We start from the raw sequence: 19,547 nt of genomic DNA on the forward strand, positions 1-19,547 counted from the left end.
TGAAGAGAACGTCAAATATCCACGATGGCAAATGAAAACTTTATTGCCGTATTCCACATTTAATCTCCAAAAGAGAATGGCTTATCCTATTTTTTGATTTTTTGTTCTCATGAGATAAATACTAAAATTGTCCTGTTTGTACTAAAGCTCAGATAACCCACAAAGAGGTAACCAGAACATGGCTCAACTCCTTACACCCACAAAACATGAACTTGGTGGACTTAATGTACAGCGTTTATTACCGCATATGAAGAAACGTATGGTGGGCCCGTTTATCTTCTTTGACCACATGGGCCCTACGCAGTTTTCATCTGGTCGAGGAGTTGACGTTCAACCTCATCCGCATATAGGCCTATCCACTCTAACCTACTTGATTGAGGGATCACTACTTCATCGAGATTCTTTAGGTAACCATATAGAAATTACGCCTGGTGATGTCAACTGGATGACCGCTGGAGTTGGTATTGTCCATTCGGAACGCGAGAGCTTTGAAACACGAGCACAGCCCCACACAATTAATGGCCTTCAATCGTGGATTGCATTACCCAAAGAACATGAAACAGCATCACCGAGTTTTGAGCACTTTAACCGCCATAAACTCCCGCAAACAGTAATAGGGGGCGTTATGAAGCGTGTCATTGCAGGACAAGCTTATGGACTCACTTCTCCTGTAAAAACTTATTCTCCAATGTTTTATGTTGACATCATTGCCAATAACAACAGTGATATTTCACTACCCAGCGACACCCAAGAAACAGCGCTATACATCATTTGGAGTGAAATCCGGTTGGGAAAACACCATTTCAAGACTGGCGACTTTATGCTGATAGATGACTTAACACTCACAATAGAAGTTGTACAAGATGCTAGATTTATCCTGCTCGGGGGCGATAAATGGGAGAAGGTTCCTTATATTCATTGGAATTTTGTGTCATTCAGCAAAGAACGTATAGAGCAAGCCAAGCTGAATTGGCAAAACAACAACTTTCCACAAATCCCCGACGATAACCTTGAATATGTCCCACTTCCGGTTAAACAAATAAGGGACTCGAACAGTTGAAACCATCGTAACAGACCTAAATAGCACCAAGAAATGCGCTTGTAACGTCAATCTAACCTTAACTGAGATTCAGTTAAGTCAATTGGATAGATCTTAGAGATTTTGTCCTCTTTGGTACATTTAATGGCGACTTTTTTAGATGTACCGATTTGAGACTTACGACATGATATAAATTGCGCTTTCATACCAAACTTGCGCCGATAGTCCGCAACGACCGCATCTATGCGTAATTGCATCTCTGGGCTTGCTTTGCGATGTACTTTATCGTAAAAAGCTACCCACTCTTCGATACCTGACTCTGCAGCAACGCCTAACCAACCCATGCCTATCAAAGTAGACTGTTCAACATGTTGGCCTTTTAAAAACATAAAAGCCAAGTAGTATTGGGCATCTTTGTAACCCCATGTAGCCAGCTCACCCAGCTCCTCAAACGCGCCTGCATACTGCCCTTGTTGATAGAGTTTGATCCCATTTCGCTCTTGCTTGTGAATTGCATCGATGTCTTTGATGATGGCTCTATTAGACTGACAGGCAGGCAATATAACAGCGATTATGATGACGAAGAGTATTTTATACATGATAACTATGAAGGCGTGCTCAACTTTTAACTTACAAACCATTTTACATCAGTTCGAAGAAATTAAAACTCGGAGTTATAGATAGTTAAGAAAGAAAGTTGAAATAAAAAAGCGGCGGGACACACCCCCACCGCTTTATTCAACACACTCTCTTCTTTCGAAGATAAAGGAACATAAGTATGCGAATACTTTGAATACTAACGATATTTTATTACAAAATAGCGAAAATACTCGATAAATTTTAAAGTCTGATACCACCGTCGATTTCAACTACGCGACCCGTAAAAAACTCGTTCTCAATGATGTATTGGGCAGTATGCGCAATTTCTTGTGCTTCACCCAAGCGGCCCACAGGCTTCATCTTAACCAAACGCTCTTTCGCTTCAGGCTTCATTGCATCGGTCATCTTAGTACGAATTACGCCTGGCGCAATTGCACCAACACGAATGCCGTAGCGACCGAGTTCTTTAGCCCATGTAGTCGTCATAGCCACTACACCCGCTTTCGCTGCAGAGTAGTTAGTTTGGCCGATATTTCCTGCACGCGCCACACTCGACATGTTAATAATCACGCCACCTTGATCTGCCTCAATCATTTTTACAGCCGCCTCTCGACCGCATAAAAATACGCCCGTTAGATTGACATCCATCAGTGATTGAAACTGCTCAAGAGACATCTTATTTACAACTTCACCTTCTTTGACTTTAACGAATAAGCCATCACGTAGAATGCCCGCATTATTGATAAGCACAGAAAGAGATCCAAAGTCCTCAACAATTTTGTCAAACACTTCTTCCACATTGCTCTCAATACTTACGTTTGCAACATACGTTTTAACGGTTACATCAAATTGGCTCAGCTCTTCTACCGCTGCTTGCAAGACTTCTTCTTGCATATCAACCAAAGCAAGGTTAGCGCCTAAGCTTGCCATCTTATGTGCCATAGCAAGACCTAAGCCTTGTGCGCCCCCAGTAATAACAACCGTTTTATTTTCTACATTCATATTAATTTTTTAAACCTTTACGTTTTAAGACTTTTCAGAGAAAAGTTTAAATATCGCACTGAAATCTTCTGTCCCTTTGCCTTGATTCTGCATTAGGTTATAAAGATTTTTAGCAAGTGCGCCCATTGGGGTGGCTGAATTTGTCTGCTGAGCGGCTTGCATTGCAAGTCCTAAGTCTTTTGCCATCAAATCCACCATAAAACCCGGCTTGTACTCATTTGAAGAAGGAACATTGTCCAGTACATTCGGGCATGGGTTATACACTTCAAGTGTCCAATTGCGCCCAGAGCTATTAAGCATGATTTCGCTCAATACTTTGGGGTCTAAGCCGTGATCTACACCCATTTGGAGTGCTTCGCTGGTCCCTGCCATTAAAATTGACAGCAGCATATTATTACAAATTTTTGCGACTTGCCCGGCACCGATATCCCCAGCATGATAGATATTCTTACCCATATCCTTCAACACTGTGTGCGCTTTGGCAAAATCTTCGTCGCGTCCACCAACAATGAAAGTTAACGTCCCAGCAGCAGCTCCGGCCACACCCCCAGACACTGGTGCATCAACAAAAGATACACCCGCATTTGCTAGCTCTTTACCAACAAACTGGGCTGACTCTGCATCTATTGTCGAGCAGTCAATAACCAGTGCCGACTTACTAAGGTAGTTGATTAATCCATCTTCGCCAGTATAAATTGAGCGAACATGTTTCCCTGCTGGTAGCATGCTGATCACAAAGTCTGCATCTGCGCAGGTATCAGACACTTTCGATGCTGCACTCGCACCTTGTTCAACTAGTTGATTTACAACTTCATCATTCAAGTCGAAAACCGTAACTTGGTGGCCTGCTTTTACCAAATTTGCAGCCATTGGGCCACCCATATTGCCAAGGCCAATAAATCCTACTTTCGCCATTTTTTATTTCCTTACATATCCGCCAATGGGTGGTTTTCTTCATTCCATTTCGGTTTGAAGAACCCTTCGATTACGTCAGTTTCTACATCATTAATCGATTTAAAGCGCCAGTTTGGTTTGCCGTCTTTATCAATTAACAGTGCACGCACTCCCTCTTTAAACTCACCTACCTCACCACAGTGAACGGACATAGTCAGCTCTTGTGAAAAGCAGTCTTTTAAAGACTTGCCAGCTAAGCGCTTAAGTTGTTCGCTCACTAACACGGCACTAATCGGCGAGCCATGCTTTAAGCCAGCTTGCGCTTTGCTTAGCCACTTATTCTCATTGCTGTCAAAAGATAGGATATGATCAACCTGTGCAGATAAATCGGGGAGTTCTACTAATTTAGCGATGTCATTTGCCAGTGGCCTCAACGCACTATTAGGCAACGAATGCGCACCATCTTCAATTGACAAAAGGAGTTGTGTTAGCTTGTCATGGTTTAAAACGTTGGTTTTGCCCCAATTCACTTCCCTTAAGTTGTGAAGCAAAATGTCAAAGTGATCAGCATTGATGAAGTGATCTGCAAGTCCGACTAACTTCGCATCGTTTGCATTAACAGAAGCGCCTGTCAAACCTAAGAATAATCCCATACCTGCTGGCATTTTATTTAAGAAATACGAGCCACCCACGTCAGGATACAAACCAATGGTAATTTCAGGCATAGCAATGCGTGACGTTTCGGTCACAACTCGGTGACTAGCACCGGCCATTAGCCCTAATCCGCCCCCCATAATTATACCGTTGCCCCAAAGCAAAATAGGTTTGTCGTAATTATGGATTTGGAAATCTAAACGATACTCTTCGCTGAAGAAGGTTTCGATATAATTGTTGCCGTCATTTGCAGCCATTGAATTATAAAGGCTAACAACGTCTCCTCCAGCACAGAAGGCTTTTTCACCCTCTCCCCTTAATACCACCATGGTAATGCTATCATCGTTTGCCCATTCGGTCAGTTGCGGAGCAAGTAGTCGGATCATGTCTAAATTAAGCGCATTTAACGCTTTTGGCGCATTCAAGGTGGCTATCGCCACCTTCATATCATCATTACAGTGCGCCAATTGGAACACGACTGGCGCGTCCTCTTGGTTTAATAACTGTAATTCTACCATTAGCCATTCACCCAATTTGCTTTGCGCTTTTCTAGGAACGCATTTACACCTTCTTTTTGGTCCTGCGTATCAAATAACGTTACAAAGAGCTCTCGTTCAAGCGGCAATGCACTATCAATCGTGCCTGTACGCCCTTTTTGAATAAGTGATTTACATGCTGTAACCGCCACAGGGCTTTGATCTTCAACCTTAGTCGCCAATGCAAGCGCCGCTTCAAGCGCCTGACCTTGCTCAACAACTTCTTCCACTAGACCGATTTTCTCAGCTTTATCAGCTTTTAAACGCTCGCCACATAAAATCATGCGCTTAGCCCAGCCTTCACCTACTAACCAAGCTAGATTTTGTGTACCGCCAGCACATGGAAGTAATCCTACTTTCGCTTCTGGTAACGCCATTTGTGCCTGAGCTTCAGCAATACGAATGTCACAAGCAAGTGCCACTTCTAAACCGCCGCCCATTGCAAAACCATTAATTGCCGCAATAGATACGCCACGGAAATTGCTTAGTGTTTCGAATGCTTCGCCAAACACACGTGACATATCGGCTGCAACGCCTTTATCACCATCTGCAAATACGTTTAAATCAGCACCCGCAGAGAAGAACTTCTCACCTTCACCAGTAATAATCAGCGAGTAAATCTCTTTATCCGCGTTTAGTTCATTAACCAGCTCTTTTAAACCAGCTAGCGTGTCACGGGTCCAAGTATTTGCTGGCGGGTTAGACATAGTAACAATTGCAATGTGACCACGTTTTTCAAGTTTTAATTGTGCAGACATTAATTCGCTCCTTATAAAACGCTTGCAGCGCCTTCAGCTAAAATTCGACGGGCAATGATCACACGCATGATCTCGTTTGTGCCCTCTAGGATTTGGTGAACGCGTACGTCACGTAAATGGCGCTCAAGTGGGTATTCTTTGATGTAACCGTAACCACCATGGATCTGCAGGGCATCATCACATACCTTGGTACCGACATCGGTAGCAAAGCGTTTAGCCATCGCACAGTAAGTGGTTTTTTCTGGGTCATTGCTATCAAGTTTAAATGCTGCCAATCGCACCATTTGTCTTGCTGCAACAAGCTCAGTATTCATATCGGCAATTTTAAATTGTAATGCTTGGAAAGCAGCAAGAGGTTTGCCAAATTGCTGCCGTTCTTGCATATATTCTTTGGCAGTATTAAGCGCTTGTTGTGCCGTGCCAATTGAACAAGTGGCAATATTAATACGACCTCCATCCAAGCCTTGCATAGCAAATTTAAACCCTTCGCCTTCTTTACCCATCAGATTCGCCGCAGGAATTCTGACATCTTCAAAAGTGATCAAGCGAGTTGGCTGAGCATTCCAGCCCATTTTCTCTTCTGCTTTACCATAAATTACGCCAGCCGCATCGGCTGGAACAACAAATGCAGAGATCCCCTTAGGGCCTTCTTCACCAGTACGCGCCATAACCACTAGCACATCTGTTTCGCCCGCCCCAGAGATAAACATTTTTGAACCGTTCAGAACATACTCGTCCCCGTCTAACACTGCTTTCGTTTTCAGTGATGCAGCGTCTGAGCCAGAACCAGGTTCAGTTAAGCAATATGATGCAAGCAATTCACCCATAACTAGCTGGTCCATATACTGACTTTTCACTTCATCAGTACCAAAGCTTGCAATCATCCACGTTGCATGTTGTGAATCGTCAACATGGCGGTGGTTGCTGTACAACCCATCGATAGTTGCTCAAAAATAATGCTTGAGTCAAGGCGAGACAAACCTAAACCACCGGCCTCTTCTGGTGTGTATAATCCACAGAACCCTAGCTCACCGGCTTGTTTAATTACGTCTTTAGGAAAAATATGCTCTTGGTCCCAACGCGCCGCATTTGGCGCAAGCTCGGTCATTGCAAATTGGTAAGCGGTTTCGGCGAATGCCTGTTGATCTTCATTCAGATTAAAGTCCATAAAAGACCTCTCTTGTTGTCATACCAAGCGATTTAAATCACTTGTTTTTATTCTTGTTACACCTGACTGCGTCAGGCGGTACTACTAAAAGCCCAGCATAGGTACTGGGCTTAGGGATAATGCAGAATTAACGAAGGTTAATACTCATGTTCGGGCCTGTTACTGCTTCATCAGCAAACCAGCGAGATGTAATGGTCTTCGTCTCTGTGTAGAAACGTACGCCTTGTTTACCATAAGTGTGAACATCGCCGTAGAATGAATTTTTCCAGCCAGTAAAGGAGAAGAAAGGCAGTGGTACAGGAATTGGAATATTGATACCAACCTGACCAACTTGGATTTCTTGCTGGAATTTACGCGCAGCTGCACCGCTTGCAGTAAACAATGAAACACCGTTACCGTATGGGCTGTTGTTTACAAGCGCTATCGCTTCTTCTAGCGTATCTACAAATACACAGTTCAATACTGGACCAAAGATTTCTTCTTTGTAGATGTCCATGTCTGTTGTCACATTGGTAAATAGTGTTGGACCAACCCAGTTACCGTTTTCATAACCTGCAACTGTAAAATCTGAACCATCCAGTAAACAGGTTGCACCCTGTTGTTTCCCAGACTCAATTAAAGACAAGATACGTGCTTTAGCAGCAGCTGATGTCTGAGGACCATACGCGGCTTCCGGATCATCCCAAACGCCCGGGCGTACTTTTTCAAGGCCTGCTTTTAAATCATCAACCCACTCTTGAGATTTGCCCACAAAGACAGCAACCGAAATACCCATACAGCGCTGACCGGCAGCACCAACAGATGCACCCACAAGGTTGTTGATTGTCTGTTCTTTGCTTGCATCTGGCATAATCACCATATGGTTTTTAGCACCGACACATGCCTGTACACGTTTTAGGTTTTCAGTACCTTTACTGTAAATGTATTGTCCTACACCACAAGAACCGACAAACGACACAGCACGAATTTCAGGTGCTTCTAAAATTTGGTCTACCTGATCTTTTCCACCATGAACCACTTGTAGCACGCCCTTCGGAGCACCCGCTTCTTCGAATAACTCTACCAAGCGCATTGGCGTCAGTGGGTCTTGCTCAGATGGCTTAAGAACAAATGTATTACCGCATACGATTGCCATTGGGAACATCCACAATGGGATCATTGCTGGGAAGTTAAACGGCGTGATACCCGCACAAACACCTAAAGGTTGAATGTAAGAATACGTGTCGATGTTACGCGCGACATTTTCAACCGTCTCACCCATCATCATTGCAGGCGCGTTAGCTGCTTGCTCAACCACCTCAATGCCACGCCAAACATCCCCTTTAGCGTCTTCAAATGTTTTGCCAAGTTCATGACAAATGATGGTAGCGATCTCTTCTTGGTGCTCTTTTAATAGTGCGGCATAACGCATCATGATACGTGCACGCTCTGGTACTGGCACATTTTTCCAAGTTTGGAATGCTTCTTGAGCAGAATTAATTGCTGCTTGTACTTCTTGTGACGTTGCGCAAGGTACCTGTGCAAGTACTTCTTGATTTGCTGGATTAACGACGTCTAACCATTTGTCAGACTGCGACTGTGTGAATTCACCGTTGATGTATAATGGTACCTGGTGCATTTTGCACTCCTCCCCAAATAAACTGAAAGTAGCGCCGCGTTAAAATTTAGTATAGTTACGGCGCTTTGACGATTTAAACTTCTACTGCTAGTGCAACCGCCTCACCACCACCAATACATAGTGATGCAATACCTTTTGATAGGCCGCGATTGCGAAGTGCGTGAATAAGTGTAACGAGTATACGTGCGCCACTCGCGCCAATTGGATGACCCAGTGCACATGCACCGCCATTGACGTTGACTTTTGCACTATCAAGTTTCATTTCATTGATTGCCAGCATCGTGACCATGGCAAATGCTTCATTGATTTCCCAAAGATCCACATCTTCTTTTGACCAACCAGCTTTATCTAAAAGTGAGTTCATCGCGCCAACTGGTGCAATAGTGAACTCTGCTGGCGCTTGCGAATGTGTTGCATGCGCCACGATTTTACAAAGTGGTGTTAGGCCATGCGCTTTTGCTTCAGACTCACTCATCAGAATCAATGCCGCTGCACCATCCGAAATAGACGATGAGTTAGCTGCTGTAATCGTGCCATCTTTTTTGAACGCAGGACGCAATGAAGGAATTTTGTCTGGACGCGCGTTACCTGGTTGTTCATCAGTCGTTACCTCAACATCACCTTTACGAGTAGAGATGATGTGTGGGATAACTTCGTTATCAAAACTGCCATTTTCGATTGCCGCGTTTGCTTTGCTCAAAGAGTTCAACGCAAACTCGTCCATATTTTCACGAGTGATGCCATACTGATCAGCGGTGTCTTGTGCAAAACAACCCATCGCTTTTTTGTCATAAGCATCTTCAAGACCATCTGCCATCATGTGGTCAATCACTTGATTGTGACCCATGCGCATTCCGCCTCGTGCATTTGGCATAAAATAAGGTGCATTAGTCATGCTTTCCATGCCGCCTGCTACTGCCGTTTTAATGCTACCGGCCTTGATCAAATCATGTGCAAACATTGCTGCTTTTAGACCTGAACCACAAACTTTGTTGATAGTTGTTGCCCCTGTCGAACGTGCAAGGCCTGCGTGCAGCATTGCTTGACGCGCTGGCGCCTGCCCAAGACCTGCTGGTAAGACACAGCCCATAATGACTTCATCGATGCTGGCATCCGATAAACCAGTATCATTCATTACAGCTTTAATTGCAGTTGCACCTAAATCAGTTGCTGCTGCACCTGATAGGCTCCCCATAAAACCACCCATAGGTGTACGTTTTGCTGCTACAATGACTACGGCTTCGTTACTCATTTAAAACTCCTGTTAACAAGCAAATAGCTTGCTTTTAGTAATCTATTACGTCGAGCATACCTAAAATTTACGTTTACGCCAACGTAAATCTAAAATCAAGCGTTTTGCGTTTTTTAAAAATGTAAAGTTTACTTGCACAGTTATCTTGCCAGATTGGAAAATAACCGCGCATTCCCTTGCTATATCCTATGTCGAAGAGCAATTTAACAAAGCATATAGTGCCTTATGCGAGCTAAAAGTAGTTCAAGATCCAGATTTTGCATATGCGACTAAAGCATGATGCCAAAAACGACACTTTACCTTTACGTAAACTTCACTTATATTGGTCTAATCAGTTTCGAAGTAAGCGTGTAAATAATGCAAGACACCAATAAAGAACCAACCTACTCAATAAGCGAGCTCGCTAAGGAATTTGACATTACCACACGAAGTATTCGTTTTTATGAAGATCAAGGATTACTTTCGCCTGAGCGTAATGGACAAACCCGAATTTACTCAAAAAGAGACAAAGTTCGTCTCAAACTCATTTTGCGCGGTAAGCGACTTGGTTTTACGCTTGCCGAAACTGGCAGACTATTTGAGCTGTACGATGCGGACAAGTCCAGTGAAAAGCAGCTACATACCATGCTGCAACTAATTGAAGAGAAAAAAGCAGATCTCAGCCAACAAATGGATGACATCAAAGTCGTTTTGATGGAACTCGTTACAGCAGAAAGACGCTGCTTAGATACATTAAAAGAACTACAAGATTAATTAATACACAGTATGTGTCAGCCCGGAGTGATTAACTATTTGAACAATCACTTCGGTTCCCAATGGGAAACGAAATACACAATCTCACACAGGATGACAACAAATGAGCACTGTATCACTATATAAAGAACTGAATTTTGGACTTGGCGAAACAGCAGACATGATCCGAGATCATGTAAACAACTTTGCGACAAGCGAAATCGCACCTCTTGCTGAGAAAACAGACCAAGAAAACACCTTTCCAAATGAGCTTTGGCCTAAGTTTGGCGAAATGGGCTTACTGGGGATCACAGTGCCCGAAGAGTTTGGTGGTGCAAACATGGGTTACTTAGAGCATGTCATCGCAATGGAAGAAATCAGCCGTGCAAGCGCGTCCATTGGTCTAAGTTATGGTGCACATTCAAATCTGTGTGTAAACCAAATCAATCGTAATGGTAATCAAGCACAAAAGGAAAAATACCTTCCAAAACTAATCAGCGGCGAGCACATCGGTGCACTGGCTATGAGTGAGCCAAATTCAGGTTCAGACGTCGTATCGATGAAACTAAAAGCTGAGAAAAAAGGCGATAAGTTTGTTCTTAATGGCAACAAAATGTGGATCACGAATGGGCCAGACGCTGATGTTTTTGTTATCTATGCAAAAACCGAATTAGATGCGGGGCCTCGCGGTATCACCGCTTTCATTGTTGAGCGCGATTACCCTGGTTTTTCTACCGCACAGAAGCTGGATAAACTAGGTATGCGTGGCTCAAATACGTGTGAACTGGTCTTTGAAGACTGTGAAGTGCCTGAGGAAAATATTCTAGGTACTTTAAATGAGGGCGTGAAAGTCCTCATGAGCGGACTTGATTATGAGCGCGTTGTATTAGCAGGTGGCCCGCTCGGTATCATGCAAGCATGTATGGATGTGGTTGTACCTTATATTCATGAGCGTCAACAGTTCAATCAATCGATTGGCGAATTCCAATTGGTACAAGGCAAAATCGCAGATATGTATACGCAAATGAACGCTGCCCGTTCTTATGTATACACCGTAGCCAAAGCCTGTGACCGCGGTGAAACAACCCGTAAAGATGCAGCAGGTGCAATTCTATATGCTGCCGAGCTAGCGACCAAATTAGCGTTAGACGCCATTCAGCTTCTCGGCGGTAATGGTTACATCAATGAATACTCAACGGGCCGCTTGTTGCGTGATGCCAAACTGTATGAAATTGGGGCCGGTACCTCTGAAATCCGCCGTATGCTTATCGGCCGTGAGCTATTCAACGAGAGCCGCTAAGGAGAATTGGCATGACAGTATTAAATACGACAGTTAATACGCATGACCAACAGTTTAAAGACAACCATGACGCTATGGCGTCATTGGTTGCTGATTTAAACGATAAGGTCGCAAATTTAAGCCAAGGCGGTGGGGAAGCCCTTATTGCTCGTCATCAAAGTCGCGGAAAACTCTTTGTCCGTGACCGTATCGATACCCTGCTCGACGAAGGCTCGCCATTTTTAGAAATTTCACAGTTTGCTGCGTTTGGCGTGTACGAGCAAGATATACCGTGTGCTGGCGTTGTTGCAGGTATTGGCCGCGTAAAAGGTGTTGAATGCATGATTGTGGGCAATGATGCGACCGTTAAAGGTGGAACTTACTTCCCACTGACCGTTAAAAAGCACTTGAGAGCCCAAGAGATTGCTGAACGTTGTCACCTACCTTGTATTTACCTAGTCGACTCTGGCGGTGCTAACCTACCCGAGCAAGATGAAGTATTCCCAGATAAATTGCATTTTGGCCGTATATTTTACAATCAAGCACGTATGTCAGCAAAAGGCATACCGCAAATTGCAGTGGTCATGGGCTTATGTACCGCTGGGGGTGCTTATGTACCCGCTATGGCAGATGAAAGTATCATTGTAAAAGAGCAAGGCACGATTTTCTTAGCTGGCCCACCGCTGGTTAAGGCCGCAACGGGTGAAGAGGTCAGCGCAGAGGACCTTGGCGGTGCCGATGTCCATTGTAAGGTGTCTGGCGTAGCCGACCACTATGCAGAAAATGATGAACATGCCCTGTCAATTGCTCGCCAATGTATTGAAAGACTCAACCACCAACGCCCTACCCAACCCATACTGAAAGACATAAAACCACCTAGATACGACATCCGAGAAGTTTACGGTATTGTCGGCACAGATCTTAAAAAGCCATTTGATGTTCGTGAAGTAATTGCACGTATTGTTGATGATTCTCAATTTGATGAGTTCAAGCGCTACTTTGGTGAAACTTTGGTAACTGGCTTTGCTGAAATCTTTGGCCGACCCGTTGGTATCGTCGCGAATAACGGCATTTTGTTCTCTGAGTCTGCACAAAAAGGGGCTCATTTCATTCAGCTTTGTGCGCAACGCGATATCCCATTACTGTTTTTGCAAAATATTACTGGCTTTATGGTTGGTCAAAAGTACGAAGCCGAAGGTATTGCAAAACACGGAGCCAAAATGGTGACAGCGGTATCTTGTGCGGATGTGCCTAAATTTACGGTGTTAATCGGTGGCTCATATGGTGCCGGTAACTACGGCATGTGTGGTCGCGCATACGAGCCGACTATGATGTGGATGTGGCCAAATGCACGTATTTCTGTCATGGGTGGCGAACAAGCTGCGGGTGTGTTAACTCAGGTTCGTCAAGATGGACTGGCTCGCAAAGGTATGAGCATGAGCGATGAAGAAGTCGCCGAGTTCAAAAAGCCTATTGTTGAACAATATGAGAAGCAAGGCCACCCATATTATGCGAGCGCACGACTTTGGGATGATGGCATCATAGATCCAGCCGAAACACGCAACGTTTTGGGGCTGGCGTTAGAAGCTGCGGCCAATGCACCGCGCCAAGAATCTAAATTTGGTATATTCAGAATGTAGGGGGCGTACATGTCTGTCACTTTAAATATTACGAAAAGCAAGGTGGCGATTTTAGAACTAAGTCGCCCCGAAAAACACAATGCATTCAACGCTGAGATCATTGCCGAGCTAATAAAAACAATAGAATATGCAAATGAACTCGACGTAAAAGCTTTAGTTTTGAAAACACAAGGCAAACACTTTTCAGCTGGTGCAGATTTGGCTTGGATGAAATCAATGGCGGATAACAATTACGAAGAAAACGTCGCCGATTCAATGGAGCTTGCAAAACTCATGCACGTGCTGGCCAGCTCTCCACATCCAACTCTTTGCTTGGTACAAGGTGCTGCATTTGGCGGTGCACTGGGGCTTATCGCCTGCTGTGACATTGCCGTCGCAGCGAATGACGCTAAATTCTGTTTAAGTGAAGTTAAGCTGGGACTCATCCCTGCGGTTATTAGTCCTTACGTGATTAAAGCCATTGGCGAAAGGCAAGCTCGTCGGTACTTCTTAACAGCAGAAGTCTTTAAAGCTGAAAAGGCACTGGAATTGGGTCTTATCCACGAAGTAACCGACAACCTAGGTGAAAGCGAAACGCACTTCATTGAATTGCTATTAAATAATGGGCCTATGGCAGTAAAAAGTGCGAAAGCACTGATAGAAGAAGTTGCAGGCAAGCAGATTGAAGATGCTCTGATTAAACACACTGCAAAGCGCATTGCTGAGATCCGTGTCAGCGAGGAAGGGCAAGAAGGCCTCAGCGCCTTTTTCGAAAAACGCGCCCCTAATTGGCAACCCGCGGCAAGCGAATAAGGAGTTAATCATGTTGAAAAAGATTTTAGTCGCTAATCGTGGTGAAATTGCCTGCCGCGTCATGCGCACTGCTAAACGATTAGGTATGAGTACTGTTGCTGTGTATTCAGACGCTGATGCTAATGCATTGCACGTACAAAATGCAGATGAAGCTTATTATATTGGCGCTGCGCCGAGTAAAGACTCGTACTTGGTGAGTGATCGTATATTAGAGGTCGCCAAGCAAAGTGGCGCGGACTGTATCCACCCAGGTTATGGTTTTCTGTCAGAGAATGATGCCTTTGCAAATGCTTGTGAAGACAACAACATTGTTTTTGTAGGTCCTCCAGCCAGTGCAATTGAAGCAATGGGATCTAAAACTCGCGCTAAAGAGATCATGGCACAGGCTAATGTCCCTTTAGTCCCTGGCTACTACGGCCAGCAACAAGATACTGAGTTTTTAACTGCCGAAGCCGAGAAAGTTGGTTACCCTGTGCTGATAAAAGCGGCATTTGGTGGCGGCGGTAAGGGCATGCGAGTAGTAAGAAGCGCGGATGAATTTCTTGGTGCCCTAGAAGGCGCTAAACGTGAAGCACTCGCTAGTTTTGGTAACGATCTCGTATTATTAGAACGCTTTGTTGATAAACCCCGTCATGTTGAAGTACAAGTATTTGCGGATAATCACGGTAACTGCGTTTACCTAGGTGACCGAGATTGCTCGTTGCAGCGACGCCATCAAAAGGTTATCGAAGAAGCCCCTGCGCCAGACTTGAGCGATGCACTGCGCAAAGAAATGGGTGAAGCGGCTGTACGCTGTGCGCAAGCCATTAATTATCGCGGTGCAGGTACTGTTGAGTTCTTATTGTGTGGCAATGAGTTTTTCTTTATGGAAATGAACACGCGCCTACAAGTAGAGCACCCAGTAACTGAAATGGTCACAGAACAGGATCTGGTTGAGTGGCAAATTCGTGTCGCAAACAATGAACACTTACCCCTCGAGCAATCTCAAATCACGTTACAGGGTCATAGCTTCGAGGCACGTATTTATGCAGAAGACCCAGAAGAAAACTTTATGCCCTACTCTGGTAATCTTGCCCATTTAAGCTTTCCAAAAGCTCAGCGTGGTGTGCGTATAGATACAGGCGTAAAGCAAGGCGATGAAATTAGCCCGTTTTATGATCCGATGATTGCCAAACTCATTGTTCACGGTCACGATAGACGTACCGCTTTACTCAAGCTCAGATCCGCGTTAAATGAAGTGCATTTAGCGGGCGTAAAAAGCAATATTGCATTTTTACATCACCTTGCTGAACACCCTACCTTTATGGCAGGTGCACCGGATACGCATTTCATAGATACTCAAACCGAAGAGTTAACAGCATCACAGGCCCCAAGCGATACGTTAGTGTGTTTAGCTAGCATTGCCTATCTGGCACATAAACAAGCGCCCAAAGCGCAATCTCCGTGGCAGCAAGTTGGCTTTAGACTCAATCAACCTCGCAAGCTCACCGTGCCATTTACTGAGCACTTTGTGGTAGCGCAAGCACAAGGTCACCATTGGCAAGTTCACTATCACGACTTTGAGCATCGTGTTGAAGCTAAACTTGAAGGCCATAAGCTAACTGCAAACATCGATGGTAAACGCCTCATCGCAGATGTGCTAATTAGTGAAACTGACATCACTGTCATGTATGGTCCTTATCAACACACTTTCGAGCTAAAGACCAAGCACTATGTTAGTGAACACGAACATCAAGAAGCACCACTCGCCGCCCCACTAAACGGTACCGTGGTTAAGCACCTGCAGGAACTTGGCGCTCAAGTATCCAAAGGCGACCCTATCGTTGTGATAGAAGCAATGAAAATGGAATATACACTCAATGCACCTTTTGATGGCACATTGACAAGTTACTGTTTTGACGAAGGTGAGCTTGTTAACCATGGTGCAATGCTCGCAATCGTAGAGGAAGCTTGATATGCCCAATTACCCAACTCAAGTAAAAATTGTTGAAGTTGCGCTCGAGATGGCCTGCAAAACGAAGCGGCAGTTTCCACTGCCGATAAAGTTAATTTGCTCAATGCACTCGCGGAGGCCGGCCTCAAACACCTTGAAGCCGGCGCATTTGTGTCACCCAAATGGGTGCCACAAATGGCTGACTCTGCAGATGTGATAAAAAGTATAACTCGTAAAGACGGCGTTGAAATAAGCGCATTAACACCTAACTTAAAAGGTGCTGAACTCGCCCTTGAAAATCAAGTGGACGAATTTGCTATTTTTACTGCTGCGAGTGAAGCTTTTACTCAAAAAAACATCAACTGCTCCATAGAAGAAAGCATAGAACGCTTTCGACCCGTCGTTGAACTTGCTCAAAAAAACAACATAAAAGTAAGAGGTTATGTTAGTTGTATCGCCGGGTGCCCATATCAAGGTGAAGTCGACCCTCAGCAAGTTTTAGCAGTCTGTAAACAATTATTGGCACTTGGCTGCTATGAAATAAGTCTTGGCGATACGATTGGTGTTGGGACGGCAAATCAAATAGAGAATTTACTTACCCTATTGCTCGAACATATACCAGCGCAAAGGCTTGCCGTGCATTTCCATGACACCTACGGACAAGCCTTAGCAAATATTCACAAAGCACTCGAAATGGGGATCTCGACGATTGATAGTGCAGTCGCGGGTCTCGGTGGGTGCCCATATGCAAAAGGTGCGTCAGGAAATGTTGCCACAGAGGATGTTATTTACTTGCTCCAAGGACTTGGCATTAGTACCGAAATTGATTTAGAAAGGCTTGCAAAAGCAGGTTGGCAAATTTGCGATGCACTCAATAAGGCACCTGTTAGCAAGGTATCTTTAGCACTTAAAAATACCTGCCAATCTTAACAATAAGACAATATTGACAACGAGGAGTGGGCTAATGGCCGGTTTCGATAAAGTAGTTTCTAGCTACGCAGAAGCGATGGAGGGTCTCAAAGACGGAGACACCATCATCGCAGGTGGTTTTGGACTATGTGGTATTCCAGAAGGTTTGATCGCTGAAATTAAACGTAAGCAAACTAGAGAGCTTACAGTTGTTTCGAACAACTGTGGTGTGGATGATTTTGGGTTGGGTATTTTGCTACACGACCGCCAGATCAAAAAAATCATCGCATCTTATGTTGGTGAAAATGCGTTGTTCGAGCAACAATTGCTCGATGGAATCATCGATGTAGAATTAACTCCACAGGGCACATTAGCAGAAAAAATGCGTGCCGGTGGTGCTGGTATTCCTGGTTTTTATACTGCAACTGGTTACGGTACTCCTGTTGCTGAAGGAAAAGAAGTCAAAGAATTTGACGGCCGCCCATATATTCTTGAAGAATCAATTACAGGTGAATTTGCCATCGTTAAGGCATGGAAAGCAGACCGCTACGGCAACCTTGTTTTCCGCCACACGGCGATGAACTTCAACCCAATGGCAGCAACCGCTGGTAAGATTACTGTGGCTGAAGTTGAAGAGATTGTAGAGCCTGGTGAACTTGAACCAAGCCAGATCCATACACCTGGTATTTATGTAAATCGCGTTATCAAAGGTGATTTTGAAAAACGCATCGAACGTGTAACAACGCGCAAGTAAGGAGATCACCATGGCTTTAAATCGTGAACAAATTGCAATGCGCGTTGCGCAAGAACTTCAAGATGGTTATTACGTCAATCTTGGTATTGGTATTCCAACGCTTGTAGCTAACTATGTGCCAAGCAATATGGAAGTCATGCTTCAATCTGAAAATGGCTTGCTGGGCATGGGTCCGTACCCAGATGAAGACCAAGTTGACGCAGATATGATCAATGCGGGTAAAGAAACCGTGACAGCAGCCACAGGAGCGGCTATTTTTAATAGCGCAGAAAGCTTTGCCATGATACGTGGTGGTCATGTAGACTTAACGGTATTAGGTGCATTTGAAGTGGATCAGAACGGTAATATTGCATCGTGGATGATCCCGAAAAAGTTAATCAAAGGCATGGGTGGCGCGATGGACCTCGTCGCTGGCGCACAAAATATTGTTGTGACTATGACCCATGCTAGCAAACACGGCGATTCCAAATTACTTGAGTCATGTACACTACCATTGACTGGGGTAAATTGTGTGAAAAAGATTGTCACTGATCTCGCTGTGTTAGAAGTAAAAGATGGCGCATTTCATTTGCTTGAGCGCGCGCCAGGTGTTAGTGTTGATGAAATTATCAGCAAAACTGCAGGTAAATTAATCGTCGATGGCGATATCCCTGAAATGCAGTTTGCAGAATAGATTAATCAATAAGGTCAAAGACCTAGTCAATAACTAGCAAAAATGTACCGACCTCATTCCCAGTGCCAAAGGCGCTGAGTTACCCAAAATCCCTCGCAAGAGGGATTTTTTTTATCCTTCTACGACAGCTTATATGTCACCTCAAAAAAGCCAAGCAGTTTTACGCACAATTGCACATCACAACATCTTGTAACACTTCATCGCCAAACTGACACTTGAGAAACACCGCACGGCCTCCATATTGGTAGTATGTGTTAAACGTTTTTTATCTAGCAAGAGTAAAACTAGTAAGTAAACTTTAAAGAGGTGACTATGAAACGCGTGTTACTTTTCTTAGCGACAAACCTAGCCATCATGGTGGTTTTGTCCATTATCTTATCTATTCTAGGGGTATCCTCTAGAAGCTATACTGGCATGCTAACCATTGCTGCTGTATTTGGCTTTGGTGGTGCCTTTATCTCACTGTACATCTCTAAGTGGATGGCAAAAAAATCAACTGGCGCTTATGTCATCGATCAGCCTCGTAATGAGACTGAGCATTGGCTTGTTAGTACGGTCGCTGAACAAGCGCAAAAAGCGGGTATTAAAATGCCTGAAGTCGCTATCTACGACAGCCCAGAGATCAATGCCTTCGCCACAGGCCCGAGCAAGAATGACAGTCTCGTCGCTGTCAGTAGCGGACTGTTAGCGGGTATGAGCCAAAGTGAAGCTGAAGCTGTATTGGCCCATGAAGTATCACATGTTGCAAACGGTGACATGGTCACGCTGACGCTGATCCAAGGCGTAGTTAACACCTTCGTTATTTTCATTTCTAAAGTGCTTGCCAATATCGTAGACGGATTTTTAAATGGCGATGAAGAAAGTGAAGGGTTTAGCTGGACATATATGATCTTTGATCTCATATTCCAAATTCTATTTGGCTTCCTCGCGTCGATGATTGTGGCGTACTTTAGCCGTAAACGCGAATATGCAGCGGATAAAGGCGCTGCTGACCTTGTGGGAGCACACAAGATGAAAGCAGCACTGGAGCGCCTTCGCAGCAACCAAGAGTCGAAACTTGAAGGCTCAATGATGGCATTTGGCATCGCTTCGGGTAAAAGTGTGATGGACCTGTTTGCTTCCCATCCCCCACTTGAACAAAGGATCGCTGCATTGTCTTAAGTTACAATGTAAACAATTTGTATGTATTATAACCAAAGGCCCACTCGGGCCTTTTTTATGACGATTTACAATTAATTAAATTTAGTCATTTATCGCCACGCCATTTTCCCAAATCTGTTATAAAAAATAATATTGTTATACGACAAGGGCATA

At 44.3% G+C, this 19,547-nt stretch carries 16 protein-coding genes and 2 pseudogenes; 10 read left to right on the top strand and 8 right to left on the bottom strand.

Annotated elements, in window-relative coordinates; genetic code table 11:
• Positions 1-178: 178 nt before the first annotated feature.
• Positions 179-1,060, top strand: coding sequence for a pirin family protein (locus A7985_RS06665; RefSeq protein ID WP_065789635.1), 882 nt, complete (start codon positions 179-181; stop codon positions 1,058-1,060).
• A gap of 47 nt (positions 1,061-1,107) precedes the next feature.
• Here A7985_RS06665 and A7985_RS06670 read toward each other — a convergent pair whose 3' ends face one another.
• The 8 genes and pseudogenes from A7985_RS06670 to A7985_RS06705 form a co-directional block, all read right to left on the bottom strand.
• A complete protein-coding gene (locus A7985_RS06670; protein WP_141685275.1) occupies positions 1,108-1,638 on the bottom strand; it encodes a sel1 repeat family protein in 531 nt (176 codons plus the stop codon).
• Positions 1,639-1,879: 241 nt separating this feature from the next.
• On the bottom strand, positions 1,880-2,641 hold the full coding sequence (locus A7985_RS06675) for an SDR family oxidoreductase (RefSeq protein WP_065789636.1): 762 nt from the start codon (positions 2,639-2,641) through the stop codon (positions 1,880-1,882).
• A gap of 24 nt (positions 2,642-2,665) precedes the next feature.
• The gene (gene mmsB / locus A7985_RS06680) at positions 2,666-3,556 is read right to left on the bottom strand and encodes a 3-hydroxyisobutyrate dehydrogenase (RefSeq protein WP_065789637.1); all 891 of its coding nucleotides are present in this window, start codon (positions 3,554-3,556) and stop codon (positions 2,666-2,668) included.
• Between the two features lie 11 nt (positions 3,557-3,567).
• Positions 3,568-4,707, bottom strand: coding sequence for an enoyl-CoA hydratase/isomerase family protein (locus tag A7985_RS06685; RefSeq protein WP_065789638.1), 1,140 nt, complete (start codon positions 4,705-4,707; stop codon positions 3,568-3,570).
• Positions 4,707-5,483, bottom strand: a complete 777-nt coding sequence (locus tag A7985_RS06690) for an enoyl-CoA hydratase (RefSeq protein WP_065789639.1) — start codon at positions 5,481-5,483, stop codon at positions 4,707-4,709. Before A7985_RS06690 ends, A7985_RS06685 begins: the two co-directional genes overlap by 1 nt.
• An 11-nt stretch (positions 5,484-5,494) precedes the next feature.
• A pseudogene (locus A7985_RS06695) lies at positions 5,495-6,651 on the bottom strand (acyl-CoA dehydrogenase family protein).
• 127 nt (positions 6,652-6,778) lie between these two features.
• Positions 6,779-8,269 carry a CoA-acylating methylmalonate-semialdehyde dehydrogenase gene (locus A7985_RS06700; protein WP_065789640.1) on the bottom strand — a complete coding sequence of 497 codons (1,491 nt, stop codon included), beginning with the start codon at positions 8,267-8,269 and terminating at the stop codon, positions 6,779-6,781.
• A 73-nt stretch (positions 8,270-8,342) separates the two neighbouring features.
• Positions 8,343-9,521, bottom strand: a complete 1,179-nt coding sequence (locus A7985_RS06705) for a thiolase family protein (protein ID WP_065789641.1) — start codon at positions 9,519-9,521, stop codon at positions 8,343-8,345.
• A gap of 357 nt (positions 9,522-9,878) precedes the next feature.
• Between A7985_RS06705 and A7985_RS06710 the strand changes: the two genes are divergently transcribed.
• The 9 genes and pseudogenes from A7985_RS06710 (at position 9,879) to htpX (ending at position 19,394) form a co-directional block, all read left to right on the top strand.
• On the top strand, positions 9,879-10,274 hold the full coding sequence (locus tag A7985_RS06710) for a MerR family transcriptional regulator (protein WP_023400459.1): 396 nt from the start codon (positions 9,879-9,881) through the stop codon (positions 10,272-10,274).
• Between the two features lie 103 nt (positions 10,275-10,377).
• Positions 10,378-11,553: an isovaleryl-CoA dehydrogenase gene (locus A7985_RS06715; RefSeq protein WP_065789642.1), complete on the top strand. Its 1,176-nt coding sequence runs from the start codon at positions 10,378-10,380 to the stop codon at positions 11,551-11,553.
• Between the two features lie 11 nt (positions 11,554-11,564).
• Complete coding sequence (locus tag A7985_RS06720; RefSeq protein ID WP_065789643.1) at positions 11,565-13,172, top strand: carboxyl transferase domain-containing protein; 1,608 nt, start codon at positions 11,565-11,567, stop codon at positions 13,170-13,172.
• Between the two features lie 9 nt (positions 13,173-13,181).
• Complete coding sequence (locus tag A7985_RS06725) at positions 13,182-13,964, top strand: enoyl-CoA hydratase/isomerase family protein (protein WP_065789644.1); 783 nt, start codon at positions 13,182-13,184, stop codon at positions 13,962-13,964.
• A 10-nt stretch (positions 13,965-13,974) separates the two neighbouring features.
• Complete coding sequence (locus tag A7985_RS06730; protein ID WP_065789645.1) at positions 13,975-15,918, top strand: acetyl/propionyl/methylcrotonyl-CoA carboxylase subunit alpha; 1,944 nt, start codon at positions 13,975-13,977, stop codon at positions 15,916-15,918.
• A 1-nt stretch (position 15,919) separates the two neighbouring features.
• A pseudogene (locus A7985_RS06735) lies at positions 15,920-16,827 on the top strand (hydroxymethylglutaryl-CoA lyase).
• A 34-nt stretch (positions 16,828-16,861) separates the two neighbouring features.
• Positions 16,862-17,560, top strand: coding sequence for a CoA transferase subunit A (locus A7985_RS06740; protein WP_065789646.1), 699 nt, complete (start codon positions 16,862-16,864; stop codon positions 17,558-17,560).
• A gap of 10 nt (positions 17,561-17,570) precedes the next feature.
• Positions 17,571-18,233, top strand: coding sequence for a 3-oxoacid CoA-transferase subunit B (locus A7985_RS06745; protein WP_065789647.1), 663 nt, complete (start codon positions 17,571-17,573; stop codon positions 18,231-18,233).
• A gap of 312 nt (positions 18,234-18,545) precedes the next feature.
• Positions 18,546-19,394, top strand: coding sequence for a protease HtpX (gene htpX, locus A7985_RS06750; protein WP_065789648.1), 849 nt, complete (start codon positions 18,546-18,548; stop codon positions 19,392-19,394).
• Positions 19,395-19,547: the final 153 nt, after the last annotated feature.

Source organism: Pseudoalteromonas luteoviolacea, assembly GCF_001696455.1.
Taxonomy (GTDB): domain Bacteria; phylum Pseudomonadota; class Gammaproteobacteria; order Enterobacterales; family Alteromonadaceae; genus Pseudoalteromonas; species Pseudoalteromonas luteoviolacea_C.